This is a genomic window from Paraburkholderia sp. SECH2, from assembly GCF_030464795.1.
GTDB classification, from domain to species: domain Bacteria; phylum Pseudomonadota; class Gammaproteobacteria; order Burkholderiales; family Burkholderiaceae; genus Paraburkholderia; species Paraburkholderia aspalathi.
Genome location: NZ_JALPRH010000007.1, coordinates 148,309 through 173,036 on the forward strand (window position 1 = coordinate 148,309; position 24,728 = coordinate 173,036).

The 24,728-nt window shown below is 59.1% G+C and carries 21 protein-coding genes and 1 pseudogene; 15 read left to right on the top strand and 7 right to left on the bottom strand.

Annotated features, from left to right (window positions below):
- Nucleotides 1-19: 19 nt before the first annotated feature.
- Nucleotides 20-1,489 carry an MFS transporter gene (locus tag M0D66_RS15000; RefSeq protein ID WP_211706499.1) on the top strand — a complete coding sequence of 490 codons (1,470 nt, stop codon included), beginning with the start codon at nucleotides 20-22 and terminating at the stop codon, nucleotides 1,487-1,489.
- A gap of 56 nt (nucleotides 1,490-1,545) precedes the next feature.
- Here M0D66_RS15000 and M0D66_RS15005 read toward each other — a convergent pair whose 3' ends face one another.
- A complete protein-coding gene (locus M0D66_RS15005) occupies nucleotides 1,546-2,124 on the bottom strand; it encodes a TetR/AcrR family transcriptional regulator (protein WP_244863968.1) in 579 nt (192 codons plus the stop codon).
- Nucleotides 2,125-2,282: 158 nt separating this feature from the next.
- On the opposite strand from M0D66_RS15005, the gene M0D66_RS15010 reads away from it, so the two are divergent.
- The 4 genes and pseudogenes from M0D66_RS15010 (at nucleotide 2,283) to M0D66_RS15025 (ending at nucleotide 6,159) form a co-directional block, all read left to right on the top strand.
- A complete protein-coding gene (locus M0D66_RS15010; RefSeq protein ID WP_211706498.1) occupies nucleotides 2,283-3,164 on the top strand; it encodes an aldo/keto reductase family oxidoreductase in 882 nt (293 codons plus the stop codon).
- Between the two features lie 110 nt (nucleotides 3,165-3,274).
- On the top strand, nucleotides 3,275-4,714 hold the full coding sequence (locus M0D66_RS15015; protein ID WP_266210943.1) for a DEAD/DEAH box helicase: 1,440 nt from the start codon (nucleotides 3,275-3,277) through the stop codon (nucleotides 4,712-4,714).
- 334 nt (nucleotides 4,715-5,048) lie between these two features.
- Nucleotides 5,049-5,259, top strand: a pseudogene (locus tag M0D66_RS15020) (ABC transporter substrate-binding protein); the annotation flags it as partial.
- Nucleotides 5,260-5,583: 324 nt separating this feature from the next.
- Nucleotides 5,584-6,159 carry a helix-turn-helix domain-containing protein gene (locus tag M0D66_RS15025; protein WP_200652883.1) on the top strand — a complete coding sequence of 192 codons (576 nt, stop codon included), beginning with the start codon at nucleotides 5,584-5,586 and terminating at the stop codon, nucleotides 6,157-6,159.
- Nucleotides 6,160-6,290: 131 nt separating this feature from the next.
- On the opposite strand, the gene M0D66_RS15030 is transcribed toward M0D66_RS15025, so the two are convergent.
- Together M0D66_RS15030 and M0D66_RS15035 are read right to left on the bottom strand one after the other, a co-directional pair.
- Nucleotides 6,291-7,223, bottom strand: coding sequence for a hypothetical protein (locus M0D66_RS15030; protein WP_093647107.1), 933 nt, complete (start codon nucleotides 7,221-7,223; stop codon nucleotides 6,291-6,293).
- Nucleotides 7,175-8,080, bottom strand: a complete 906-nt coding sequence (locus tag M0D66_RS15035; RefSeq protein WP_093647105.1) for a LysR substrate-binding domain-containing protein — start codon at nucleotides 8,078-8,080, stop codon at nucleotides 7,175-7,177. Before M0D66_RS15035 ends, M0D66_RS15030 begins: the two co-directional genes overlap by 49 nt.
- Before the next feature lie 165 nt (nucleotides 8,081-8,245).
- On the opposite strand from M0D66_RS15035, the gene M0D66_RS15040 reads away from it, so the two are divergent.
- The 6 genes from M0D66_RS15040 (at nucleotide 8,246) to M0D66_RS15065 (ending at nucleotide 15,642) form a co-directional block, all read left to right on the top strand.
- Nucleotides 8,246-8,791: a sugar ABC transporter gene (locus tag M0D66_RS15040; protein WP_200622803.1), complete on the top strand. Its 546-nt coding sequence runs from the start codon at nucleotides 8,246-8,248 to the stop codon at nucleotides 8,789-8,791.
- A gap of 7 nt (nucleotides 8,792-8,798) precedes the next feature.
- On the top strand, nucleotides 8,799-9,125 hold the full coding sequence (locus M0D66_RS15045; RefSeq protein ID WP_211706496.1) for a hypothetical protein: 327 nt from the start codon (nucleotides 8,799-8,801) through the stop codon (nucleotides 9,123-9,125).
- Nucleotides 9,126-9,146: 21 nt separating this feature from the next.
- Nucleotides 9,147-9,992 (top strand): MBL fold metallo-hydrolase, encoded by an 846-nt coding sequence (locus M0D66_RS15050; RefSeq protein ID WP_211706495.1) that lies wholly within the window; start codon nucleotides 9,147-9,149, stop codon nucleotides 9,990-9,992.
- A 657-nt stretch (nucleotides 9,993-10,649) separates the two neighbouring features.
- A complete protein-coding gene (locus M0D66_RS15055) occupies nucleotides 10,650-12,377 on the top strand; it encodes a carboxylesterase/lipase family protein (RefSeq protein WP_200652887.1) in 1,728 nt (575 codons plus the stop codon).
- A gap of 606 nt (nucleotides 12,378-12,983) precedes the next feature.
- Entirely contained in the window at nucleotides 12,984-14,177 is a 1,194-nt protein-coding gene (locus M0D66_RS15060) for a hypothetical protein (RefSeq protein WP_266210945.1), read from the top strand.
- A gap of 337 nt (nucleotides 14,178-14,514) precedes the next feature.
- On the top strand, nucleotides 14,515-15,642 hold the full coding sequence (locus M0D66_RS15065; protein WP_266210946.1) for an aminotransferase class V-fold PLP-dependent enzyme: 1,128 nt from the start codon (nucleotides 14,515-14,517) through the stop codon (nucleotides 15,640-15,642).
- A 78-nt stretch (nucleotides 15,643-15,720) separates the two neighbouring features.
- On the opposite strand, the gene M0D66_RS15070 is transcribed toward M0D66_RS15065, so the two are convergent.
- Nucleotides 15,721-15,885 (bottom strand): hypothetical protein, encoded by a 165-nt coding sequence (locus M0D66_RS15070; RefSeq protein WP_266210947.1) that lies wholly within the window; start codon nucleotides 15,883-15,885, stop codon nucleotides 15,721-15,723.
- Nucleotides 15,886-16,150: 265 nt separating this feature from the next.
- Here M0D66_RS15070 and M0D66_RS15075 point away from each other — a divergent pair, with 265 nt between their 5' ends.
- The 4 genes from M0D66_RS15075 to M0D66_RS15090 all read left to right on the top strand — a co-directional run bounded on the left by M0D66_RS15075 (nucleotide 16,151) and on the right by M0D66_RS15090 (nucleotide 22,797).
- On the top strand, nucleotides 16,151-20,188 hold the full coding sequence (locus tag M0D66_RS15075) for a CheR family methyltransferase (protein WP_266210948.1): 4,038 nt from the start codon (nucleotides 16,151-16,153) through the stop codon (nucleotides 20,186-20,188).
- A gap of 160 nt (nucleotides 20,189-20,348) precedes the next feature.
- A complete protein-coding gene (locus M0D66_RS15080) occupies nucleotides 20,349-21,386 on the top strand; it encodes a zinc-dependent alcohol dehydrogenase family protein (RefSeq protein ID WP_266210949.1) in 1,038 nt (345 codons plus the stop codon).
- Between the two features lie 59 nt (nucleotides 21,387-21,445).
- Nucleotides 21,446-22,489 carry a DnaJ C-terminal domain-containing protein gene (locus M0D66_RS15085; RefSeq protein ID WP_266210950.1) on the top strand — a complete coding sequence of 348 codons (1,044 nt, stop codon included), beginning with the start codon at nucleotides 21,446-21,448 and terminating at the stop codon, nucleotides 22,487-22,489.
- Nucleotides 22,486-22,797 (top strand): chaperone modulator CbpM, encoded by a 312-nt coding sequence (locus M0D66_RS15090; protein ID WP_266210951.1) that lies wholly within the window; start codon nucleotides 22,486-22,488, stop codon nucleotides 22,795-22,797. The genes M0D66_RS15085 and M0D66_RS15090 overlap by 4 nt, the downstream gene beginning before the upstream one ends.
- 15 nt (nucleotides 22,798-22,812) lie before the next feature.
- Here the strand turns inward: M0D66_RS15090 and M0D66_RS15095 are convergent, their stop codons facing one another.
- The 3 genes from M0D66_RS15095 to M0D66_RS15105 all read right to left on the bottom strand — a co-directional run bounded on the left by M0D66_RS15095 (nucleotide 22,813) and on the right by M0D66_RS15105 (nucleotide 24,606).
- A complete protein-coding gene (locus M0D66_RS15095) occupies nucleotides 22,813-22,989 on the bottom strand; it encodes a hypothetical protein (RefSeq protein ID WP_266210952.1) in 177 nt (58 codons plus the stop codon).
- Between the two features lie 156 nt (nucleotides 22,990-23,145).
- Nucleotides 23,146-23,955 carry a PRC-barrel domain-containing protein gene (locus M0D66_RS15100; protein ID WP_211700532.1) on the bottom strand — a complete coding sequence of 270 codons (810 nt, stop codon included), beginning with the start codon at nucleotides 23,953-23,955 and terminating at the stop codon, nucleotides 23,146-23,148.
- Between the two features lie 60 nt (nucleotides 23,956-24,015).
- Nucleotides 24,016-24,606: a YSC84-related protein gene (locus tag M0D66_RS15105; RefSeq protein ID WP_054042588.1), complete on the bottom strand. Its 591-nt coding sequence runs from the start codon at nucleotides 24,604-24,606 to the stop codon at nucleotides 24,016-24,018.
- Nucleotides 24,607-24,728 lie beyond the last annotated feature (122 nt).

Below are 24,728 nucleotides of genomic sequence, written 5' to 3' on the forward strand. Positions count from 1 at the left end.
TCACCAGGAGACAAACAATATGACATCCCCCGATCACGCTGGGTCCGTCGCGCGCAGCGCCGGCGGCGCGGCGTCTTCCGCAAGCGCGACTGCCGCGGCGTCCGCTGCATCTACCACGCTCGACGCCGGCAGCATCTCCGCGCGCCTCGACCGGCTGCCCGCCACGCGTTCCATCTGGAAGCTGGTGGTGCTGCTGAGCCTCGGCTTCTTCTTCGAACTGTACGACCTGCTGTACTCGGGCTACGTCGCGCCTGGCCTCGTCAAAAGCGGCCTGCTGACCGCGACGACGCACGGCCTGTTCGGCTCCACCGGCGTCGCGAGTTTTATCGCGGCTCTGTTCAGCGGGCTGTTCATCGGCACGATCGCGTGTGGGTTTCTGGCGGATCGCTTCGGGCGCCGCGCCGTGTTCACGTATTCGCTGCTGTGGTACACGGCGGCCAACGTCGTGATGGCGTTTCAGGAAACGGCGACGGGTTTGAACTTCTGGCGCTTCGTGGCGGGGGGCGGCATCGGCGTCGAGCTGGTGACGATCGGCACGTATATCTCGGAGCTGGTGCCAAAGCAGATTCGCGGCCGCGCTTTCGCATGCGAACAGGCGGTCGGTTTTACAGCCGTACCTGTGGTGGCTTTTCTCTCTTATCTATTGGTGCCGCGCACGCTGTTCGGTCTCGATGGCTGGCGTTGGGTGGTGCTGATTGGCGCGCACGGTGCGCTGTTTGTCTGGTGGATCCGGCGCGCGTTGCCGGAAAGCCCGCGTTGGCTCGCACAACAGGGGCGCCTCGCCGAAGCCGATCGCGTGATGAGCGAGCTTGAAGCGAAAGTACGCAGTGAATACGGCCGTGAACTGCCGCCGCCGGCGCCGCCCGCGCCGGTCGCGCCGCGGGGCAGCTTCCGCGATATGTGGGTGCCGCCGTACCGCAGCCGCACGCTGATGATGACGATCTTCAATATCTTCCAGACCGTCGGTTTTTACGGCTTTGCGAACTGGGTGCCGACGCTGCTGATCAAGCAGGGCATTACGATCACCACGAGCCTGATGTACTCGAGCGTGATCGCGTTAGCTGCGCCTATCGGTCCGATTATCGGCCTTTTTATCGGCGACCGCTTCGAACGCAAGACGGTGATCGTAGTGATGGCGGCCGTGAATATCGTGTGCGGTTTGTGGTTTAGTCAGGCGTCCGGCGCGGTGTTGTTGGTGAGTCTCGGCGTGTGTCTGACGCTCGCGGGTAACATCATTTCGTACAGCTACCATGCGTATCAGACGGAGCTTTTTCCGACCAGCATCCGCGCGCGGGCGGTGGGCTTCGTTTATTCGTGGAGCCGCTTCTCGGCGATTTTCACGGCCTTTCTGATTGCGGCGGTGTTGAAGCACTTCGGGACGACTGGCGTGTTTGTGTTTATCGCTGGGGCGATGCTGATTGTGATGCTGGCGATTGGCTTGATGGGGCCACGGACGAAGGGGCTTGAGCTGGAGAAGATTTCCAGGTAGACGGGGGGTGGGGCACGAATGAGTGCTCCCGGCCCACAACGGCGCTGCAGATGCGACTAGTTCGCCGAACCCTTTGGACGCGCTTCGCGTTCGAGATACCCTAGACAGAGCGACTCAAGTTGACCGCGAAGCTTGCGGATCATTGATTGCGGCAACTTCCCCTCAAGCAGCAAACGCATGGGACCGACCAATGCCCCCGTGAACATGAAAATGGTCGTGGACATGTCGTCAAAATGCGCATCGGAAGCCGTCTTCAGCATAGCCTCCAGCGCCGCGCGGTTGCGAGCCTCCACTTCACGAACGTAGCCGCGTGAGTCGAGTTCGAGGGCAACCGCATATAGCGCACGCGATTCGTCCAGGTTCTCCGTCTTTGCTTTCACGAATGCTGCAACCACAGCCTTCACCATCGTCGACAAACACGCGTTATGCGCTGACGCAGTGGCGTCCTCGATCGCTTTCACCACTCTTTCCAGATGCCGCTGCAGCACGGCAAAAAGAAGCGCCTGCTTTTGAGGGAAGTACTGATAAAGCGTTCCGACCGATACGCCAGCTCTCTCGGCAACCCGGATAGTGGTCAGCCGCTGCAAGCCCTCAGCCAGCAAAACCTGAATAGTCGCATCGAAAATCGCGTCCACGGTAGCCTGGGAACGCGCCTGCTGCGGCTGTTTGCGGGCGTCCAGCCCTTGTCCGTTATCTGTCCGCATATGCGAATTCACAATCTGAATGATTATTCGTATTCTATCCGAACACTTTGTAGCTACGGAAACAACAACCCGAAAGAAGGAGTGCATCAATGGCTGACGTTACGCGAGCTGGTACTTTTCAACTTGGCGACCTGTCTGTGACGCGCATGGGCTACGGCGCGATGCAGCTAGCGGGTCCTCACGTTTTCGGCCCACCGAAAGACCGCGCCACAGCGATAGCAGTGCTGCGTGCCGTTGTTGAAAGCGGAATCACGCACATTGACACGAGCGATTTCTATGGCCCCCACGTTACCAATCAGCTTATCCGCGAGGCGCTCCATCCTTATCCTGACGCTCTCACTATTGTCACGAAGGTAGGGGCCAGCCGGGGTAGCGATGGCTCGTGGAATGTTGCGTCATCGGCGGCCGAACTGGAATCGGCGGTGCATGACAACCTTCGCAATCTCGGTCTCGATACGCTGGACGTCGTGAATTTTCGTGTGATGTTCGACGTCGCAGCACCGACTGAGGGCGACATCGAAGAGCCTTTGACGGCGCTCGCGGAGCTTAAGACGAAAGGCTTGATTCGTCACATTGGGCTGAGCAATGTGACCGCACGGCAGGTGGCACAGGGTCGCGCGATTACGCGCATTGCGTGCGTGCAGAACATGTACAACCTTGCTCATCGGAACGATGACACGCTGATTGACAGTCTTGCAGAAGAGGGCATCGCTTATGTCCCGTTTTTTCCGCTCGGCGGCTTCTCTCCGCTGCAGGCCGATGCACTGAGCCACGCTGCAGACCAATGCGAAGCGACACCGATGCAGGTAGCGCTTGCATGGTTGTTACAGCGCTCGCCGAACATCCTCCTGATACCCGGTACCTCGTCAGTAGAGCATCTGAAGCAGAACATTAAAAGCGTAGACCTCCACTTGCCGGAGGATGTTTTGTCGTCGTTGGACAAAATCGGTTCCGGGAAGGCGCAAGACTAGGTCCGTCGTGTCGGCTGCTTCGGCTGCAGGTTTGACCATTGATGTGCGCGGCGCAATCAGCGCGGTAACCGCTAGAAGCTAGAATTGCGGTTTTACCTCGGAATACGCCAATGTCTTTTGCCTCGCTTGGCCTGATCGATCCCTTGCTGCGTAATCTGCAGGGCCTCAATTACCAGACACCTACGCCGGTGCAGGCCAAGGCGATTCCTGCTGTGCTCAGTGGCAAGGACGTCATGGCTGCGGCACAGACCGGCACTGGTAAAACGGCGGGTTTTGCGCTGCCGCTGTTGCAACGGCTGGTGCAACACGGCCCGGCGGTGTCCAGCAACCGCGCGCGTGTTCTGGTGCTGGTGCCCACGCGTGAACTGGCCGAACAGGTGCTGCAAAGCTTTATCGAATACGGCAAAGGCCTCGACTTGCGATTTCTGGCCGCCTACGGCGGTGTGAGTATCAACCCGCAGATGATGAAGTTGCGCAAAGGCGTGGATGTGCTCGTTGCCACGCCGGGCCGTTTGCTGGATCTCCATCGCCAGAACGCAGTGCAGTTTGATCAAGTACAAACGCTGGTGCTGGATGAAGCCGACCGCATGCTGGACCTCGGCTTTGCGCGCGAACTCAACGCCGTCTTTGCTGCCTTGCCCGCTCAGCGCCAGACTCTGCTCTTCTCTGCCACGTTTACCGATGATATCCGCGCCATGGCGGCGGGCATTCTGCGCGGCCCGGTCAATATCAGCGTCAGCCCGCCCAATGCCACGGCCAGCAAGATCAAGCAGCGGGTGGTGACGGTGGATAAAAAGAACAAGCCAGATCTCTTCATGCACCTTGTGGCTGAGAACAACTGGGAGCACGCGCTGGTGTTCGTCAAAACCCGCATTGGCGTGGATTACCTGGCGGCCATGCTGGATGACGCGGGCTATGCGGTCGACACCATCCACGGTGACAAACCGCAACCCGCGCGCCTGCGTGCGCTGGAGCGCTTCAAGACGGGCGAAGTCCAAATGCTGGTCGCCACCGACGTGGCGGCGCGCGGGCTGGATATCGACGACCTGCCGCTGGTGATCAACGTTGATCTGCCGATCGTGGCGCAAGACTATGTGCACCGGATTGGCCGTACCGGCCGCGCGGGCGCGAGTGGCGTGGCTGTGTCCCTTGTGTGTGCCGATGAAGCGCCTCAACTGGCCGCGATTGAAGCGCTGATCCGGCAAACACTGCGCCGTGAAGAAGAGCCGGGTTTTGAAGCCGAACACCGCGTGCCGCAAACTAGCGCGACAGGCGAGATCATCAAGAAACCCAAAAAGCCCAAGAAGCCGAAAGTGCCGCAAGCGGCGTCGGGCGCCATGCAGGTGCCCAGCAATAAACCGCGCCCACAAAGTGGCGAAAACAAACGCAAGCCTGCGACGCAGCGCACTGTGGCCGCGGGCCAAGGCTCAAGCTTCTCCAGCGGTAGCCCATTCAGCGTGCAAAAGCCACGCAGCAAACCCGCCAGCAAGCCAGCTGCGGGTTCACCTAAAGCGGCTGGCAAACCGGCCGGTGGCCGCGGCAAACGCTAACCCTGATCTGTGGGGATGAGGACGACGCGGTATTAGACCTTCAATGCATCCGTGTCGCCCGGACTTTGCGCCGGCGCCACCATTGCCATAGTCCCGTCGCCGCCATCGCGACGGCGGCCGGCACGGTGCCTGGCGCGCGCAATCAGCGACGAGGAATCGCCGCCTCGGTAATTCTCGGATGGGGCGCGCTAGTCGGTGCGATGTTCTGTGCCGCATGGGCCCCCGCGACACACTCAGCATTCACCTTTGACCCGTCACTGCGGTATATCGGCAGCCCCTGCTGTATCTCGCGGTCGCAGCGTCGTGCGGCGGCACCTCGCTTGCGACACTGGCCGCAAAGCTGGCGCGCTATGCGGACTTCGAACAGCGATTCGAATCGCGCTACGGCAAGGTGGTCGTGTTTGCGCCTTACGGCTACGACGCGATGATATTGCTCGCCGATGCGATGCGTCGCGCGCATTCAGTCGATCCGCATGTCTAATCTGCCTGCGCTGGAAACCGCCAACTATACCGGCGTGATTGGCACGATTCGTTTCAACCCGCAAGTTTCCCCTCTCTTTGAGGCCGAAAGCATCAAAGAATCATCTAGAGCGTAAGCCTGCTGCACGACGGATTCAGGCATGCAATAAGTCTTGCATTAATCGGTAAGGATTCTATTTATTAATTCTTAATAGAACATGATACCGTTGCGCAGGTGTGCACTGCTGGATAAGCTGCGCCGCCGACCTCCTGGTCTGGAAGTCGGAACATTCTGATATCGGGAGTCAGAATTTGCGATGATGGATTTTTCTCGCTATATACGGCTTGAATAATTTCGGCATTGTCCGGGTCGGCACGCTAAAAGCACATAATTCTGCATTGGTCATGTCATGCTCACAGCAACAAACGAAATATCGAATCCAGCTTCCACACTGGGTAGCAAGATACGCTCGCTGCGACTGCGGCTGAAACGCACTCTCGAAGAAACGGCAACGGGGGCGGGTATTTCGAAGCCCTTCCTCTCGCAAGTCGAGCGAGGTCTGGCATCTCCTTCTATCACTTCGCTAACAGGCATTGCAAACGCCCTCGGCGTAACTGTGCGGTATTTCGTCGAACGGCCCAGCGAAGAGCGCTCGGTCTGTCGTGGTGACCAGGTGAGTTTTTTTGGTTTTGCAGACTCGGCGAATCGGTTTGCACGGTTGACAAACTTGAGAGGCGGGTGTCAGTTAGATCCGATTCTTGTGAAGATGCCTCCCGGGCAAAAGCGTACCGAAGTCGCAACGCATGCATCTGAGGAGTGCTTGTACGTCATTGCCGGCGAAGTGTTGCTGACATTGGAGGGCGAAACGTTCGTATTGAAGGCCGGAGACAGTGCGCATTACGAATCGAAGGTGCCGCACAGTTGGGAAAATACAGCACAGATTGAATCTGTCTTTCTTTGGGTCGGGACGCCCAGGCTCCTTTGAATAGCAGCGCAACTGTCAATTGGTTTCGGAAAGCGAAAGCGCTGCTGAGCGGCTCTTCCAATATTGCCTTCGCACGAGGGTATCGTCCCGCCAGGAGTCAGTCGCCTGGCGGGGGAAACGCGTACAGTGATCTATATCTTCGGTCGTCCGGCGAGGCATAGCCGGAGCTGTTCGCGCGCCTGCAGGCCGTCGTGGTAGAACGTGTCGATTACCTGCTTGCCATCCACGGACACTTTGAACGTCATATCGTTCTTGGTCATCCCTTGCAGCAGCGCCTCGGCAGTGGGGATGCCGAACGAGACGGCACCAAGCTTGCCCTGCGCCACGGCGTAATTGAAGACGTTCACGGTTTGCGGATTGCCATCGCCTTGATCCAGCGTGACTTTGATGTGCGCGACTGTCGAGGGCTTGGGGATATCCAGGCCCATCAAGGTGAGCATCGCTCCTTTGTAGGAGCTGCCAGGTCCCGACAGTTGGACGGCACCCTTGAGGTTCTGGAAAAGCGCCACGCACTTTTGTCCCGAGCTGGGCTGCTGGGTGTCGTGGAAGTAGCTCCAATAACCCGTTCGAAGCTTCCTGAATTCAGGGTCCTGCGCCGTTTTGCTCATATCCTCCAACAGATATATCTGGCTTGTGGCGAGGCCGCCCATCGCCTTCGCGAGCCCGGCAGCAGCATCCGCTTGCGGATCCGCGGCGCGGCCCGGTTGTGATTGCTGTTGGGATTGTGCGTCCTGGACGCACATGGGCACGGGTGCGACGCCGGGAGAGCCACCCGCCATGCCGATCTGGCGTTCGCCTGGCCCAGGGCCAGTCGGACACACAAAGCTCCCGCCGAAAGCGGCCGACGATATACCGAACGATATGGCCAAGACGCCCAATATTTTGCGATTCATTCCAGCAATCCGTAGTTGTTGATGGCGTTGCGAGTATAGCGGGCTGACCTGCTTCAGCAGCCCAGCCGTCAAGTCGCGCAGTGCTTGCGCGTCCAGGGCGTTGAGGTCAGGCGGGATGAGTGTCAGACGCTGCTTTGAGCCGCTGAGCCCCGGGCTTCGTGAAGAATCCATTTCGCAAATGCCTGTAGTGGGGCTTCACTTAACTCGATTGGCTCAGGAAGAACAAGGCAGAAGTTTTTGGTAATCGCTTTGCCGTCCGGCCAAGGCGCTACCAGGCGGCCTTGCTCAAGCTCTGCCCCGATGTAAAGACGCGGCACCAATGCAACACCCAAGCCCGCTAGCGCCGCCTCGATCAGCATGGAATGGAGATCGTAACGTGCGCCAACCGCCGAATTGGTCAGCACGATGCCGGCCTCTTGTGCATAAACCTGCCACGCGTCCGGGTTTTGTCGCCTGTGAAGGCGTGGGAGTTCGTTTAGCGACATGTTCGCATCGGCGTCTGCGAGGAGCGCGGGACTACAGACGGGAACAAGCACCTCCTCTAGCAGGCGATGTAGATGCATACCCGCCCATGCTGGATGCTCAAAATGGATTGCTGCGTCAAAACCGCTACCCGCAAGGATGAAGGGTTCCATACGTTCGGCGATATGCACAGTGATGTTCGGATGTTTATTTTGAAAGCGTTTCAGCCGAGGGATAAGCCAACGGGTGGCGAAGGTCGGAATCGCGGCGATATCAATGCTCGCGCCTTCGATGGGCTGCCCCATCAGATATAGGCTGTCCCGTTCCAGTCGATCCAGAATCTCGCGAACCTGCACAGCGTATCGCGTGCCGTTGGGAGCAAGCCGTACCCGATTTCCAACGCGCTCGAACAGCGCGACACCCAAAAATGCTTCCAGTCGACCGATCTGACGACTGACGGCGCCTTCGGTCAGCGCTAGTTCTTCAGCCGCGCGGGCGAAGCTGCCGTGTCGAGCCGCGGCCTCAAAAGCCTGGAGCGCGGAATTGCTTGGGATCTTACGTCGCATTGGGTCTCGCCGATTGTTATGCGTTCAATGTCAGCTTGAGTAAATATCACTGAAGGCTGACTTTATATCGTTATATACGCCGAAAATCTCAGATTAGCATTACGTTACCGCAATGAACATGGATCGTTTGCAGCAATCTGCTTACGCGCCACGAAGGATAATCTGATGATCTACACCGTGGAATGCAGCTTCGCCGATCTAAGCAGCGAAGCCGAATGGAACGACTTCTACAGCCTTGAGAAACTGCCCGCCCTTATCTCGGTTACCGGCTTTCACACGTCACAGCGCTTCAAGTCGTTAAGCGATGGTTGCCCGGCCTACCTTGCCGTCCACACGATCGACGGTCTCGATGTCCTGACGGGAGAGGAATATCGCCAGAAAGGCGGCGGCAATTTTGCAAGGTGGCAGCAACACATCGCCGACTGGCACCGAAATCTCTACAGCGATATTGGCCTTGCGCCGGCGGTCAATGCAGACGAACTCCTCGTGTTTTGTGCAAACGGCCCCGAACCGCTGATCCAAATGGGCCTCACACCGTTGGCCATGCGAGCAGTTGCGCTGGAGAAGTTTCCGGAACACCGTTGGCTCGCAAAACTGCCTCGGCGAAACGCGCAGCTTGTCGGGAGCATGCCCGAAGGTGTCCACCTCTACTCGCCGATGACGGAACAACTGACACGCTCCTCCACCGTTTCGACCGGACAGGAAAAATAGGTCCGCGATGCCCAATGTGACTATCTACATCCCTACCGGGCACATGCCGTCTGATGAGAGGCTTGCCAATCTTTCCTGCGACTGCGTCAAACTCTGTACTGGTGTCCTTGAAGCGGCACTCGAAAACGTTCATGTCATCTATGTCGACGTTCGGCAAGGGCACGGACATCCCGTCTTCGCGGAAGTCCAATATCGCCTTGAGACATTTCGCACGCCTCCGGTGATGAACCAGTTCATGGAAGCCCTGGACGACGCCATCGAGCGCTGCACGGGTCTCACAGCGCGCATCCGTTGTTTTGGTTATGCCGCGTCGAACATTCACGCCCGAAATTAGGAAGTCTTCCGGAGAAGAATTGTGTCCACCATTACCTTTCCAAGGCAGCGAGCCGGGGATTTCACGATCACCGCAATCAGCGACGGCTACCTCACTGCTAGTCTGGACTTCCTCTCGAATATCGACCCTTCCGAAGCCTCCAGAATACAAAGTGACGCAGGGCAGAAGGAGCCTTCCGCCGTGCATATCAATTGCTATGTAGTACGCGGAGCGGGCCGCACGATTCTCATCGACGGTGGGGCTGGAGGCATCAAGCAATGGGGCGGTCGCCTGAGAACCAATTTATCGCTTGCTGGCGTCGAACTATCCGAGATCGACACAATCCTGCTCACGCACGCCCATCCCGACCATGTCGGAGGGCTAGTGGACGCGGCCGGACAAATTACCTTTCCGAATGCGGAGCTAGTTGCCCATCATCGAGAGGTCGAATTTTGGCAGGATGACGGAAATCTAAGTCGTGCCAGCGAGCGTGCCCGCGGTAACTTCCTGATAGCGCGCCAAGTGTTCGACGGCTACCGCGACAAGCTCCGTACTTTCGATGAGGGGGAAGTGCTTCCCGGTATCAGAGCGATGCCACTACCGGGACACACAGATGGACACTCCGGATATCTGCTCGAATCCCGCGATCAGAGCCTGCTTGTCTGGGGAGATATTGTTCATTTTCCTCACATCCAGATTGAACGGCCAGACGTATCGATTGCATTCGATCAAGATCCTTCCCTAGCAGTCACCACACGATCACGGCTTCTGGACCTGGTCAGTTCGGAGAGACTGTTGATTGCCGGTATGCATTTGGGGGAACTCGGCTTCGCGCGAATAAAGCGAACAGGCGGGAGCTACGGCCTGCTTTACGAGACCGAAGCATGAGGCCGCGAACAGAAGCAACCACATCTGATACCACTCCGGCATTCTGCACTGGAGCAACTACGCACACTCCGTTGCGGTGACAACGGCCTTGGCCGCTTCGTGCTTTATAGGGGACATCCGGTTGCACTAACGGGGCAGCCGCTTCGGCCGAAAAAGGAGCGTTTGTCTCTCTCGACCGGATGACCGGTTACAGGGGCAAGCCGACGCATAAGCGTCCGACCGACAACGCATGTTAAAGGCGGCTCATGGCCGCACTGTGAGGGATGACGATCGGCTCAGGCCGACCCGATTCGGTCCTTCGACCCGGCGCGACCTCAACGGCGGCTTCCACGGTTCAGCGGTCATTCACGCCTTCCCCGTTCTAGTCATTCCGCAATGCCCGCTTTCGTGCATTGATCAATTTGAAGAATGGATTAGGTGTCCAGGTGGATCACATTTACTCGACTTCATAACTAAAGCAGGGCAGTTTTAAATCCACATTTATATATTGGCCCTTGGTCAATGTGCATGAGCGGAATTCATATTCGCCATTATTGTCGCGAATTTGACCCTCAAAATCACCCCACAGATACTGGATTCCATGCGGCGCCGCGCACCCCGCCTTACGACATGGGCACCATCGTGGGCAAATGATGTTTCACGCACCTGGACAGGATAATGAAATCCACTAATACGCCAAGAAATCACGTGTTGGAAAAATTCAGATTTTACGCGGTATTGACGCAAACCAGATTGAAACGCTTACCGACACTCCTGGTCTCGTCCAGTGTTGCTGTAATGCTGGGGGGATGTGGTGGTAGCGGCCCGTCGACCACGCCGACTATCACCATGACTGATGCCGGCGCGGTGCAGGGCGCGACGGCCAAGGGCGTCATTGCTTACAAGGGCATCCCCTTTGCGGCTCCGCCGGTCGGCAACCTACGCTGGCAACCACCTCAACCTGTGGCGGCCTGGAACGGCGTGCTCCAGGCCACGTCATTTGTTCACGACTGCATGCAGCCTGTCGACCCGGCGGTTACGCCGCTGGCCACGACGCCGTCCGAAGATTGCCTGTATCTCAACATCTGGCGTCCCACCAGCAGTTCCGGGTCCTCGTCAAACACCAAGTTACCGGTCATGGTCTGGATCTACGGCGGTGGATACGTCGTGGGCGGCACGTCCATGCCCGAATATGACGGCACGCAATTTGCCAAGCAAGGCGTCATCCTCGTCACTTTAAATTATCGTGTCGGCCGCTTCGGTTTCTTTGGCCATCCCGCGCTCACCGCGGCCGCAGCGCAGTCCGGCCAGGTGTTGGGCAATTACGGCTACATGGATCAAATCGCCGCGTTGAAGTGGGTGCAGCGCAACATCGCCAATTTTGGTGGCGACCCCGGAAACGTCACGCTTTTCGGCGAATCGGCCGGCGGTGAGTCGATCCATAATCTTTTGACATCACCATCGGCCGCAGGATTATTCCAGAAGGCAATTAACGAGTCTGGCAATGGACGCGTAAATCAATATTACGGGCGTTCCCTTACACGTAACTCAAAAACCGTCGGGGCCTCCGCCGAAGAACAGGGTACCGTATTCGCTCAGGAATTCGGTATCAATGGCGCCGACACGAACGCGCTGCAAGCGCTGCGCGCGCTGTCGGCAGATCAAGTCGTCAATGGACTCGACATTACGACGTTGAATACTCCGCAAAACGTCGCTACCTTTTCGGGCGGCGCGATTGTCGATGGCAAATTGGTGCTCGATGAACCCGAAAATCTATACAACAGTGGGCAATTCGCCAAAGTGCCTCTCATGCTCGGAGTAAACAACGCCGACCTCGGCTTTTCCACTCCCGGTATTACGACGAAAGACCAGGCGTACGCGATCTTTGGCGCTCAAAATGTAGCCGCAGCAAGCGCGGCATTTGATCCCACGGGCACGGCCACCGTCGCCGCCGTCGAAAGCCAGATCTCCCGTGTAATTACGATGGACGAGCCCGCGCGTTTTGTTGCACGAAACTTCACCTCCCGAGGCGCCCCCACCTACTTGTATCGCTTTTCGTACGTTGCACAATCAGTGCAAAACACGGTCAGCGGCGCAGTGCATGCTGCCGAGGTACCGTATGTCTTCGACACCCTTGCGTCACAGTACGGCAACGCGGTCACGAGTCAGGACGAGCAGGTCGCCCAACGCATGAATGCGTATTGGGCGGCGTTTGCCAAAACGGGAAATCCATCTGACGCGGGCGTCACCAACTGGCCGGTGTACAGCATCGCGCTCGACAATCAGATCGAGTTTACCGCGGCCGGTACGGTGCAAGTGGATCAACCAAATCCGGTGAAAGCACAAATCGATCTTGTTCAGCCACTTAACGACGCAAACCTGACGGTTAACCGCCAATACCAGTAAGCACGCGAGATTAAGATCCATACCTGTTTAATGGTACTAAGGGAAGAGTGTCAGGACTATTTCGAATGGAGGGAATCGGTATTGGATGACGCTTTGGCTGACCAAATCGGCCAGCGTCATCCAAGGCGGTGCAAATAGTCGACATGCACCTCGCCATAGAATTCGTATCGAGCCTCGATTTTGCAGTTGGCATCTTCGAGCGATTTGAACCAGGGGTAAGCGCGCGATAGACAGTGTGGATTGCGCGAGGTGAAAGGATTTGCGTCAGTCTACCGAAGCAATTAGCCGCCAAAGTAGGAGGGCAGCCAGCACCGGGCGAACAAAAGACGCATCGTGAGTGTTCATGGCCGCCAGCGATGACATCCTCGTCGGTTCCATGGCCGCCGAAGCAGGCAAGAATTTCCGAACCGACAACGTCAGTATCGCTATGGTTGTTCGGCATATAGGCTTTCGCCTGGGTTATACCCGGAAGCACTACCCTGGGCCCTTAAGGGCGTGCTAAAAATAGTCGATATCCCGTAAGCGCGGGTGAAGCTCCGGTCCTGAGATTGGAGAATCCCACGCGGTCTGTCGCACGGAATTCCGAGGTGAAAGTATGGAAAAAAAGTGCTCGTCGCGGTAGCCGCTGCGCTTGTGTCTTCTGTGGGCGCGCTGCATCCCGAATCCGCCCGTGCCGCTGATGCCGCACCCTCGGCCTTCGAAGACTCCACCGTCGACGCATCTCTCGACCCCGGCGAAAAACGCGTCTCCACCGATGCCGACATTCAGGCGCGCCTGGCGGACCTGCGCTATGCGTATTTCATCGGCTATAACGCGCGCGCCAGGGAAGACTCGAAATCCTATGCGACGTTGGGCGACGAGGTGAAGCATCGGCAGAAGCAGCCTGCTGCGCCGGCCATACCCGCATCGCCGAAGCCGGTTGCCGAGCGTGTTGCACCCCCAAGGCGGGTCGTAGCGCAAGCCGCGCCGCCGAGGCAAGTATCCGCGCCGGTCACATTGCCGAAGCGGAATGCTGCGGCGCGAGCCACGCCGGTGAGGCAGGTCGTCGTGCAGGCCAGCCCTGTGCCGCTGAAACACGCCCCCGTGCAAGTCGCGTCTGCGCCGCCGAAGCGGGTCTCTGCACCGGTCGCGGTCGCGTCGGTGAAACAGGCTTCACTGCGGGTTACGCCGCCTAAGCGGGCCGAGATACAGCCTGTGCCTCTGAAGCAGGTTTCTACTAGGACTACGTCGCCGAAACTGTTTGGTCCCGAGTCCGAGCCGCCCATACTGATTCCGACGCAAGCCGTGACGGCATTGCCGCATGATGACGACGCGCAGGTGACGCAGAGGCGCGATGTGCAGAACGCTCAGCGGGCAGTGCCGCAGTATCGGCAGGCCGATGAGGAACCGCAATACGCGGCGGAGCAGGGGACTCAAGCGGCTTACAACCGGCAAGCCCGGCAATATCAGAATCAGCAGCCCCAGCAATACGCAGCGGCGCCGGCCTATAACCAGACGTCAGCAGAGTCTCAGGAGTCAAGTGGCTACTCGAGGCGGGACTACGCGCCGCCGGCTCGAACTGCTCAGGCTAACCAATACGCGCCAGCTCCGTATCCGCCCGCGCGATACCAAACGGCTGACGCGCAGTCCGCCTATGTGCCTCGGCCGCCCACTCAAGCGGCGCAGCAGGTCATCATGGTGGGCCGCCCGCCTGCTTATCCGGCCTACAACGAGATGTACACGCCGCCGGAGCAGCGTCGACCGTACCCTGCCGGTTACGGCAATCCGGCGCAGCCTGCCGGATATCAGGGATGGGAGTAGGCGCACTCACTCACATGAGCCGCTGGGTGCGCTGACTCACGTATGCAACGGGCCGTGACAGGCGTCCCGTTTCCATGATGGCGGCAACATGCGCATGCCGCACACGGGCGATGGCACTGCCGTGACACCGCTCGCCCATCAGGGCGATTCCTGCGAAGGTCCATAATCGTACCGATTGTCGCCACTGGAGCATTCCCCACCGGCGTGACTCGACGGCTGGTTCATGCCGAAACTTGCTGGATAGGTAAGGCGGGGCGTCTCGACCGATACCGTTACAGGCGGCTTTCGTTAGAATGTGTTTGCGATCCTTATATTCGTCTAATAACCGGAGACAAACGTGCCAAGCTTACTTCCCGATGTCGACCGCGAGGGACTGCTCGAGTATTCAGTCGTATACACCGACCGATCAATCAATCATATGTCGCAGCTCTTTCAAGGAGTCGTGCGCGATATTTCCGCTTCGCTGAAGAAAGTCTACAACGCGAAGTCGGCCGTTGTGGTGCCGGGCAGCGGGACGTTCGGCATGGAAGCCGTTGCCCGGCAGTTCGCCACCAACAAGAAGTGTCTTGTCATCCGCAACGGCTGGTTCAGTTTCCGCTGGTCGCAGATTTTCGACATGGGCAGCATTCCGTCTGAATCGATCGTGCTGAAGGCGCGGCCGGTCGAACAAGGGAGGCAGGCTGCCTATGCACCGCCACCGATCGAAGAGGTGGTCGCTGCGATCAGGGAAAACAAACCGGATCTGGTCTTTGCGCCGCATGTCGAAACCGCATCCGGGATCATGCTGCCGGACGCTTATTTGCGCGCGGTGGCCGACGCTGTGCATGACGTCGACGGCATGTTTGTACTGGATTGCATTGCCTCCGGCACGGTCTGGGTGGACATGAAGGCGAGCGGCGTTGACGTCCTGATCAGCGCGCCGCAAAAGGGATGGAGCGCGTCACCGTGCTGCGGGCTGGTCATGCTGAGCCCGCTTGCTCGCGAAAGAATCGACGGAACGACCAGCACCAGTTTCGCTTGTGATCTTCGCAAGTGGCTGCAGATCATGGAAGCCTACGAGAATGGTGCGTTCGCGTACCACGCCACGATGCCCACGGACGGTCTCGCTACGTTGCGTGACGTCATGAAGGAGACCGAGGCATACGGCTTCGATAAAGTGAGAGTAGAGCAGCTTGAACTCGGCAAGCGCGTTCGCTCACTCCTCGTGGAGAAGGGTTTTAAAAGCGTGGCGGCCGAAGGGTTTGAGGCTCCGGGCGTCGTCGTCAGCTACACGGACGATGACGGAATACGATCCGGTAAGAAGTTTGCTGATGCCGGCTTGCAGATCGCGCCTGGCGTTCCCCTTCAATGCGACGAGCCTGACGATTTCAAGACCTTCCGTATTGGGTTATTCGGCTTGGACAAACTGCATGACGTTGAAGGTGCGGTGGGCAGGCTTGCGAAGGCGCTGGACAGTATTCGTTAGGGCGGTTTTTCTTTTTGCGGAGGGAGGTTGATCTGTACAGGAAGCGCGTTCCCGCCAGCTTCGTAGAAATTGGAACCGTCACATCGCCTTCAGATCAGGCAGCAGTCTTTCGCACTCGTTCCTGACAACGCGATAGCACTCGCACGCGCGCTTTTCGACCAGATGCGGGGCGACGCGTGCCCACTCCGACTCGTCCAGCACCGCAAGAAGGTGATTACCGTTTCGATTGTCTTCCTTCAACATTTGCCGCATTCCTCGCAGACTGTCTGGAAACCGCACCGTGTCGCCGATCTGTTCCTGTGCGTGACACATCGATGCGGATATTGGAAGCACTGCGCATAGTACGGCGAGCATGGGAGCGCGAGTCTGTTTTCACATCAAACGCATCCTCGCCGGGTCCGTTTGCGACGCTGGACGATAAAAGCTGAATGCCCCTGCGCCTGAAGTTCGATCAGCCGCCGCGTAATAGGCGCTACACTGGCGATCCAGCAGTCTCCAGCGTGGCACCATGAATGATTCCAATAACACTTCTGCTGCGCCAGGGCTGGTCGTCGCTCCCCGCATAGTCGCAATCGGTGCATCGGCCGGTGGCCTTCATGCGCTGAGCCTGTTTTTTAGGGCGGCTTCCGAAATTCCGGCCGACGTTGCCTTCGTGGTCGTTGTCCACCTGGCGCCAGGCGCCGAGAGTCATCTCCCGGGGTTGCTGGCGAAAGACACGGCTTTGCCTGTGTCGGCGATTGAGGACGGCGCAATACCGCGTGCGGGGCACGTCTATGTCATCCCGCCGAAGGTGTCGGTTGTTATCGAGCAAGACGCGTTCAGGCTGCGTGCAGCCGTTGATCGTCCAGCAATCCCCATGCCGATCGACGCGTTCTTCACTTCGCTGGCCGCTGACCAGCACGATCGCGCTATCGGGATCGTGCTCACCGGCGCGAACGCAGACGGTTCAGCGGGCCTGAGAGCGATCAAGGCCGAGGGCGGCATGGTCATGGCGCAAACGCCTGACACGGCGGAGCACAGCGCAATGCCTGGCCATGCAATCGCAACGGGGTTGGTCGATTATGTGCTGCCGGTTGAAAACATGCCTGCTGCGCTGTTCGATTACATCACACGATCCACGGCAGGGACGTCACAGGCCGCCTTGGATGCCGCGCGGCCGGTCGATCTTGAACCGGTGCTCAGGGCGCTTGCAGCTGCCGGATCAGATTTCAGGGGCTACAAACGGGGAACGCTTCAGCGTCGCATTGCCCGCCGCATGGCGGTCAACCGGATTGATAGCCTTGATGCCTATTGCGGCGTCCTGTCGGCCTCGCCCGAGGAGGCTCAGGCACTCAGTCTCGATATGATGATCGGTGTGACGGAGTTCTTCCGCGATCCTGATGCTTGGACCGCACTGTCCGAACGCGTGCTGAGCGTTCTGCTGGAGGAGCCGCAGAGCGAGCAGCCGATTCGTGTATGGGTGCCGGGATGCGCAACGGGCGAAGAAGCCTATTCGATGGCCATGCTGCTGACCGAGGAGATCGAGAAGCGCCGGGTGACGCGGCCGTTCATGATCCTTGCCTCCGACGTGAACCGCGTTGCGCTGGGACGCGCACGCCAGGGCATCTATTCGGCCAGCGTCGCGTCACCAGTGGGTGAAGCGCGGCTCGAGCGTTTCTTTCAGACGCACAGCGATGGATTCCAGATCCGGCAGGAACTTCGCGAAACGGTTCTGTTCACCCCGCAGAACCTTATTGCTGATCCACCGTTTTCCCGCGTCGATCTGATCAGTTGCCGGAACCTGCTGATCTACCTCGAGCCCGAAGCCCAGCAGCGGGTATTTGAGTTATTCCACTTCGCGCTCAATCCGAAGCGCTACCTGTTTCTGGGACGATCGGAAAGTACCGATCCCGATTCCACCCAGTTCCAGGAGGTGTCAAGAGCCTGGCGTATTTACCAGCGCAGTCCGGTCATCGCACCGGCTGTCACTGGCTACCGGTTTTCCGCAAGTACGGCGCGCCGCGAGGAATTCCCGCCCGCAAGCCGCGTCGGTGTCCGCAGCAAAGGCTACGCGGAACTGGTCAACGCCACGCTGCTGGAAGAGCACCATGCCGCCTCGGTGCTGATCAATTCTGCTCACCAGGTGCTCTACGTGAGCGGCTCGACGGACGAATACCTGACGCAGCCGGCAGGTGAGCCAACCGGCAATATTCTCGACATGGCGCGCGACGGCCTGCGCCTCAAGCTGCGGATTGTATTGCGCCGGGCGGTCCAGGACCAGGCAGCCTCGCCGGTCAGTGAAATCGTCGCTGACGGTGGTGCGCCCGCGGTGAAAATCACGGTGACGCGACCATTCGACACGACGCATGCCGGCAAGGCATTGCTTGTCATCTTCGCGAGGTTGCCGACGGCCGACCGGCCTGCGTCGACGGCGCCCTCCGGCGCGGATTCCGACCTCTGGCATCTCGAGAGCGAGCTTCGCACAACGCAGGTGGAGCTTGGCAGCACAATCGAGGAACTGGAGGAGAGCAATAGCGAATTGCGGGTATCGAACGAAGAAATCCTTTCGATGAATGAGGAACTGCGCTCCGCGAACGAAGAGCTCGAAACGTCGAAAGAGGAGCTACAGGCGGTCAACGAGCAATTGAATGTCGTCAATTCCCAGCTCGAGCAGAAGGTCCACCAGTTGGAGGTTCTCAGTGAGGACGTCACGAATCTGCTTGCCAGCACGGAAATATCAACACTGCTTCTCGACAGGCAGAGTCTGATCAAACGGTTTACGCCCAGCGCGGCGAGGATCCTGGGACTTGCGCCGCCGGACATCGGGCGCAGGATCGTAGAGGTTCTCGGCAACCCGCTCGGCAACGCGTTGCCGGAGGAGGTCGACAGGATACTTCTGGGCCTCAACGAGAAGGTGGAAAAGGAAATCGAAACCGCGACCGCGGAATGGTATGTCCGCCGCATTACGCCCTACATTGCGGTTCGCGGAATGCCGCCTGCTGGCGTCGTGGTCACATGGACAGATATCACCCAGGTCAAGCTGTCCGATGAACGTGCCCGGCGCCTTGCCGCCGTGGTTCAGGATTCGAACGACGCGGTGACGGTATTCGACCTCAAAGGCCGCTTTCTCGCCTGGAACCGCGCGGCTAGCGCGATGTACGGCTATAGCGAGACTGAAGCGTTGCGTATGACCGTCTCCGACCTGGTCCCACGCGGCGCCAGGCAGGATCATCTCGACTTCATCCACCACGCTGAGCACAATGAGGCGCTGCATTCCTACGAGACACAGCGGGTCACGAAGGACGGACGCGTGGTTGATATCTGGCTCACGCTGTCGGTTCTGTCGGACGACGCGGGCAACGCTATTGCGGTGTCATCAACTGAGCGCGATCTCGTCAACCGCAGCGTGAGCAATGCTCATCTTCGTGAGCGTGCCGAACAGCTGGCGGTCGCCGACCGGCGAAAAAACGAATTTCTGGCCATGCTCGGCCATGAGCTGCGCAATCCACTTGCAGCGCTGGTTTCCGCCGGAAATCTGCTCGCGTCGGAAACGGTCCCAGTCATGCAGAAGGACTGGGCTGCCGGCGTCATTCAAAGGCAGGGGCGCGCAATGATGCACCTCGTGAACGACATGCTCGATATCACCCGGATAACGAGTGGCAGCATCGAGTTGAACCGACAGACGGTTCTCCTTAAAACAATCGTTCAGAGCGCCATCGAAGTTTGCCAGCCGATCGTCGATGAGCGTCGCCATTCATTGTCCGTCTCCCTGCCGGAAGAACCCATCTGGCTAAACGCAGACCCGACCCGCCTGTCGCAGGTCATCGAGAACATCGTGATCAACGCGGCGAAATACACCGCGCCGGGCGGCTCCATACAGTTGCGGGCGACCACCGCGGCGCATCGGCTATCGCTCAGCATCAAAGACAACGGGAGAGGTATCCCGTCCTCGATGCTCGGGAGTCTTTTCGACATGTTTGTCCAGGGGCCCGCGTCCAATAGCCAGCGCAACAACGGCCTGGGTGTTGGCCTGTCCGTGGCGCGGCGACTGGTCGAGTTGCATGGCGGTTCGGTTCGGGCCATTAGCGATGGCAAGACTGGCAGTGAGTTTGTCGTCGATCTGCCTCTCGATCCGGGACCCGTCCCCGGAGATCGGATCAGTTCGCAGCCGGCACCGGTCACCGCCCGCCCGCAGCGGATTCTGATTATTGATGACAACGCCGATGCGAGTGAGGCGTTGGGCATGCTTCTCGCCAATGAGGGGCATCAGGTCGAGACGCGCATAGACGGTGTTTCGGGACTCAGCGCTGCGGCGGCCTTCAACCCTGACTTCGTACTTCTCGACATCGGACTCTCAGGCATGGACGGATACGAAGTAGCGAGAAGGCTACGCGAATCCGGGGCAAATCGAAATGTGATCCTGGTGGCCGTCACGGGATACGGACTGCCGGCGGATCGCATCAAATCAGTCGAGGCGGGGTTCGACCATCATCTGACCAAGCCGGTCGACTATGAAGCCTTGATCCGCTTATTTGGCGCAGGGACGCAGGGGACGCCACGCACGTAGAGGTTCCCTCGGCCACCACGCGGTCCGCCACCGTACCGACTTTCTCCGGGTGACACGGCAGAGTGGGTTCAAGCGACGACAGTCGCGCGTCAGTTCAACCGCCCGAACAGACATGAACCACTGCGTACGGGCCGATCCAATGCAACCGGAGTTACCTACAATGAAAGCATTCGTTTATCTTGGTGCTGGCAAGAAGGCTGTTGAAGAACGGCCCAAACCCGAGATCGAGGCGTCCACCGACGCCATCGTCAAGATCAGCAAGACGACAATTTGCGGCACGGACCTGCACATTCTCAAGGGCGACGTCGCGACCTGTCAGCCCGGCCGCGTGCTCGGCCATGAAGGTACAGGCGTAATCGAGCAGGTCGGCGCAGGCGTCACGGCGTTCAAGCCAGGCGAACGCGTCCTGATTTCTTGCATCAGCGCATGCGGTAAGTGCATGTACTGCCGCAAACTCATGTATTCCCATTGTGTCAACGGCGGCTGGATTCTTGGCAACAGGATCGACGGCACGCAGGCCGAGTTCGTGCGGATTCCGCACGCGGATACCAGTCTTTACCGGATTCCCGACGGCGCCGACGAAGAAGCGCTGGTGATGCTGAGCGATATCCTGCCGACGGGCTTCGAGTGCGGTGTACTCAATGGGAGGGTGCAGCCCGGCAGCATCGTGGCTATTGTCGGCAGCGGGCCGATCGGGCTTGCGGCATTGCTCACCGCCCGTTTCTATTCTCCCGCCGAAATCATCATGATCGATCTGGACGATAACCGGCTAGAGACCGCAAAGCGCTTCGGTGCGACCGCGGTGATCAACAACGCGGATGGCAATGCGGTGAAGGCGATCATGAAACTCACGGCCGACCGCGGCGTCGATACCGCAATAGAGGCGGTCGGCATTCCGGCTACCTTCGAAATGTGCGAGGCTATCATCGCGCCGGGCGGGACGATAGCGAATGTCGGAGTGCATGGCGTGAAGGTGGATCTTCATCTGGAGCATCTGTGGGACCGAAACATCACCATCACCACGCGGCTGGTCGATACCGTCAGTACACCGATGCTGATGGATACGTTGCGCGCCCGCAAGCTCGACGCCAGCCTTCTGATTACGCACCGCTTCAGGCTCGATCAGATTCTCGACGCTTATGAGACCTTCGAGCGTGCTGCGGACACGCGTGCGCTGAAGGTGATCATCTCTGCATAGCCGGTCGCCGCGACGATAGTGTTGCCGCTCGAGCGCGGCCTCTCTCATAGGCCTTCGATATGAAATACAAAGACTATTACGAAGTGCTGGGATTGCCACGCAGCGCGACGCAGGACGATATCAAGCGGACGTATCGCAAGCTCGCTCGCAAATACCACCCGGACCTGAGCAAACTCGACGACGCGGAGCCACGCTTCAAGGAGGTCGGCGAGGCGTACAGCGTGCTCAAAGACACGGAAAAGCGCGCGGCCTACGACCGGATGGGCGACCAGTGGCGCAATGGTCAGGACTTCGAGCCGCCGCCGCAGTGGGACGAGGGCTTCGAATTCAGCGGCGGGGAAGACCGCGGAGCTGAGGATGCACGCTTCAGCGAATTCTTCGAGGCATTGTTTCGCGGTGAACATGCCGGTGGTGGTCGCGCCTCGACAAGACGCGGGCGGCACGCTGCCGGCGGCAGACATGATCGCGCAAACGCGCAAGACATGGAGGACGCCTATGGCGGTGTGCCGCACTCGGCTTCGGGGCAGGACCACCATGCCAAAGTGGTGATCGATCTGGAAGATACCTATCGTGGGGCGCAGCGCACGATTTCGCTGGAGATGCCAGTACTCGATGCGAGCGGCCGTGCCGTGCTGAAGTCGCGTACGCTTGACGTCTCCATTCCGAAGGGCGTGCACAGTGGGCAGCATTTGCGACTCGTCGGCCAAGGGGGGACGGGTTTCGGCGAGGGGCGTGCTGGAGACCTGTATCTGGAAATCGCGTTGCGCCAGCATGGACTTTTTCGCGTCGACGGCCGCGATGTGACGATCACCGTGCCGGTCGCCCCTTGGGAAGCGGCACTTGGCGCGCACATTACCGTGCCGACGCCCGACGGCGCCGTCGAAATAGCCATACCCAAAGATTCCAGCGGAGGCCGACGCTTACGCTTGAAAGGCAAGGGAATCCCCGCGAGCGGTCCGACTGGTACATCGGGCGATCTCTATGCGCAATTGAACATCGTTCTGCCGCCGTCTGACAGCGAGCAGGCACGCGCGGCTTTCGAGACACTGCGACAGGCATGCGACTTCAACCCGCGCGCGCACTTTTCAGGTGATGCATCATGAACGAATCGCGCACTGGCTGGCTTGAATGCCTGATCGTCGAGGAGCAGGTGGAGTTTACGCTACTCGAATTGTGCCGGGTGTCCGGCGCTTCTGAAGTCCAGCTCGTTGAATGGATCGAGCAAGGCGCAATTGAGCCGAAATACGTCAGCGAGGACGATGGCCCGCACTTCGACGGCGTCTCATTGCGCCGTGCCCGCAAGGCTCGCCATCTCGCGCAGGATCTCGAGATCAACGCTGCCGGCATCGCGCTCGCACTTGATCTGCTTGATGAAATCGAAGCTTTGCGAGCGCGGTATCTGAAGCGATAGGGCAGCTCCTTCACGCTATTTAAGGTTGTTGAGCTCGGCACGTGCAAGGGTCTCGGCCGATTCCCATGCGACATCTTCACGTTCGAAGAAAGTGTCGAGTTTGATGATGGGTTCGTTGCTCTTCGCTGCGCCTTTCGGAACGACACACACGCTCGCCACCCAGCCATCGGCAATATGGTCTCTGACTGTCATGTAAGCGTCATGTGTTGTGCTTGAGATAATTCTGTCCGCCATGGTGTCGCCCGTTTGAGTAAACGACAGCCACATTGGCCGTCGTCGCTGCTGGTAAATCTCGCGGTTGATCTGGCACGGTCCGGATTTGATGAGGACCGTGGTCCGTGCGGCGGTTCATTCCGATGCGACTGGCTCGTCGGCGCCTGCGTCCGACCAATATCCATGCTTGTCGTAAAACTGGTGCAGAACGACCTCGTAACGCCGGTCGATCGGCATCGAGTCGTCATAAGCCGGGCTATTCTTGATGACGTCGCGCGTCAATTTCGTCGATACGGTTGAGTCGAACCAGTCGACTTCGTCTATCCAGTGAATCGCGATGAGCACGGCCTTGCCACCGGGCCACCAGTTGTGCGTCTCTACGACCAGGTAACGAATCGCCCAGTCGGTGTCGTCATAAATGAAGTCCGATACGTGACCGATGCTGCCGTCGGCCGTCTTGAGGTGGTAGCCCTTGACCTCGTCGGTGCTACGCAGATGGACGTCGGGTTGCGGTTTGCTCGTATCAAGGGTTGGCCCTGGTGGCTCATCGGGCAGGGCGTCAGGCGCTACACCTGTTGGGTCATAGGCCGGGTAGGCGCCCATCCCCCACAGGTTTGGGCCGCCCCAATAGGTCGGATAGCTGTAGTAGCGCAGATACTCGATCTCGTGCTGCCGCGATACCGGCTTGTGGGCGTCCAGCATTGGGCTGTCCCTCACTTGCTGCTGGGAGAGGCCGACATGCACGACGCTCGATCCGGGATCGGTGTGTTTCACCGAATACGGCGAAACCAGCACTTGCCGGTCATTGAGCCAATTGCCTGTTTCGACCACCAGGTAGCGCACACCCCATGACTCATCGTCGAAATAGGCCTGGCTAACTGAGCCGATGTCGCCGTCCACTGCGCTAACGGTGCTTCCGTGCAAGTCTCGCATGCTTCGTAACATGGTTTCTCTATCCTGTGTTTCGACGAGGGCGCACATCACGCGCGTCCCTCGGCCTCAATTTCAAAGCGACGTGAGCCGCGTGACTTTTGTGCCTTCCAGCGACGCGCCCGCCATCAGGCCAGTGTTGGTCAACACGAAAGCGTCGACCTGTCCGGTCGCGGTGCTAGTGTCGAGATTGCCGTTCGCACCGACTTTCAGCAGGGCCACGGAGGCGTCGCCGCCAGCCGACCATCCGTCCCTGCTACGGAAGCGGTTGAGCGACTCGTCGGTCATGAACAGGAAGACGATTGCGCGCGATTGCGCGCCGATCTGCCAGCCGATCGAACCGGTCGCCGTGCTGTAGTAGCCGACCGTGTGTCCGCCGACGCGCAAGGAGCCTTCGCCATACTGACCGCCGACCACGAAGCCGGCATCGATCACCGACGGGAACGTCAGTACACCGTGCGCCTTGCCGACCAGTTCGCGTGATCCGCTTGCCATACCGTACAGGCGAGTCAGAGTCGAGTCGACGCCTGCATCGATGGTGCGGCGCTTGTCCATCTGCTGACTGCGGCTCGCATCGGAAGAAGAGGTGGTAGTGCAACCTGAGAGCGCTGCGCCGAGCACCAGAAGCGATCCGGATGTGCTCCAGATAAAGGTTCGTCTAAGCATGATTTTCTCCGCGCTGGTCAACGATAGAAGTCACGCTACGCGCACGCGCGGCAGAAAGCGGTACGACAACGTACAGAGATCTGTCTATGTTCAAACGCACAATCCGCGCAGACCCGTTAAGG

Coding starts and splice junctions, on each gene's coding strand:
- M0D66_RS15025 (WP_200652883.1), top strand. CDS start 5,584: ATGCTCACAGCAACAAACGAAATATCGAATCCAGCTTCCACACTGGGT.
- M0D66_RS15080 (WP_266210949.1), top strand. CDS start 20,349: ATGAAAGCATTCGTTTATCTTGGTGCTGGCAAGAAGGCTGTTGAAGAA.
- M0D66_RS15010 (WP_211706498.1), top strand. CDS start 2,283: ATGGCTGACGTTACGCGAGCTGGTACTTTTCAACTTGGCGACCTGTCT.
- M0D66_RS15035 (WP_093647105.1), bottom strand. CDS start 8,080: ATGCGACGTAAGATCCCAAGCAATTCCGCGCTCCAGGCTTTTGAGGCC.
- M0D66_RS15100 (WP_211700532.1), bottom strand. CDS start 23,955: ATGTTACGAAGCATGCGAGACTTGCACGGAAGCACCGTTAGCGCAGTG.
- M0D66_RS15070 (WP_266210947.1), bottom strand. CDS start 15,885: ATGTTGAAGGAAGACAATCGAAACGGTAATCACCTTCTTGCGGTGCTG.
- M0D66_RS15015 (WP_266210943.1), top strand. CDS start 3,275: ATGTCTTTTGCCTCGCTTGGCCTGATCGATCCCTTGCTGCGTAATCTG.
- M0D66_RS15085 (WP_266210950.1), top strand. CDS start 21,446: ATGAAATACAAAGACTATTACGAAGTGCTGGGATTGCCACGCAGCGCG.
- M0D66_RS15040 (WP_200622803.1), top strand. CDS start 8,246: ATGATCTACACCGTGGAATGCAGCTTCGCCGATCTAAGCAGCGAAGCC.
- M0D66_RS15045 (WP_211706496.1), top strand. CDS start 8,799: ATGCCCAATGTGACTATCTACATCCCTACCGGGCACATGCCGTCTGAT.
- M0D66_RS15000 (WP_211706499.1), top strand. CDS start 20: ATGACATCCCCCGATCACGCTGGGTCCGTCGCGCGCAGCGCCGGCGGC.
- M0D66_RS15090 (WP_266210951.1), top strand. CDS start 22,486: ATGAACGAATCGCGCACTGGCTGGCTTGAATGCCTGATCGTCGAGGAG.
- M0D66_RS15030 (WP_093647107.1), bottom strand. CDS start 7,223: ATGGATTCTTCACGAAGCCCGGGGCTCAGCGGCTCAAAGCAGCGTCTG.
- M0D66_RS15055 (WP_200652887.1), top strand. CDS start 10,650: ATGAAATCCACTAATACGCCAAGAAATCACGTGTTGGAAAAATTCAGA.
- M0D66_RS15095 (WP_266210952.1), bottom strand. CDS start 22,989: ATGACAGTCAGAGACCATATTGCCGATGGCTGGGTGGCGAGCGTGTGT.
- M0D66_RS15105 (WP_054042588.1), bottom strand. CDS start 24,606: ATGCTTAGACGAACCTTTATCTGGAGCACATCCGGATCGCTTCTGGTG.
- M0D66_RS15075 (WP_266210948.1), top strand. CDS start 16,151: ATGAATGATTCCAATAACACTTCTGCTGCGCCAGGGCTGGTCGTCGCT.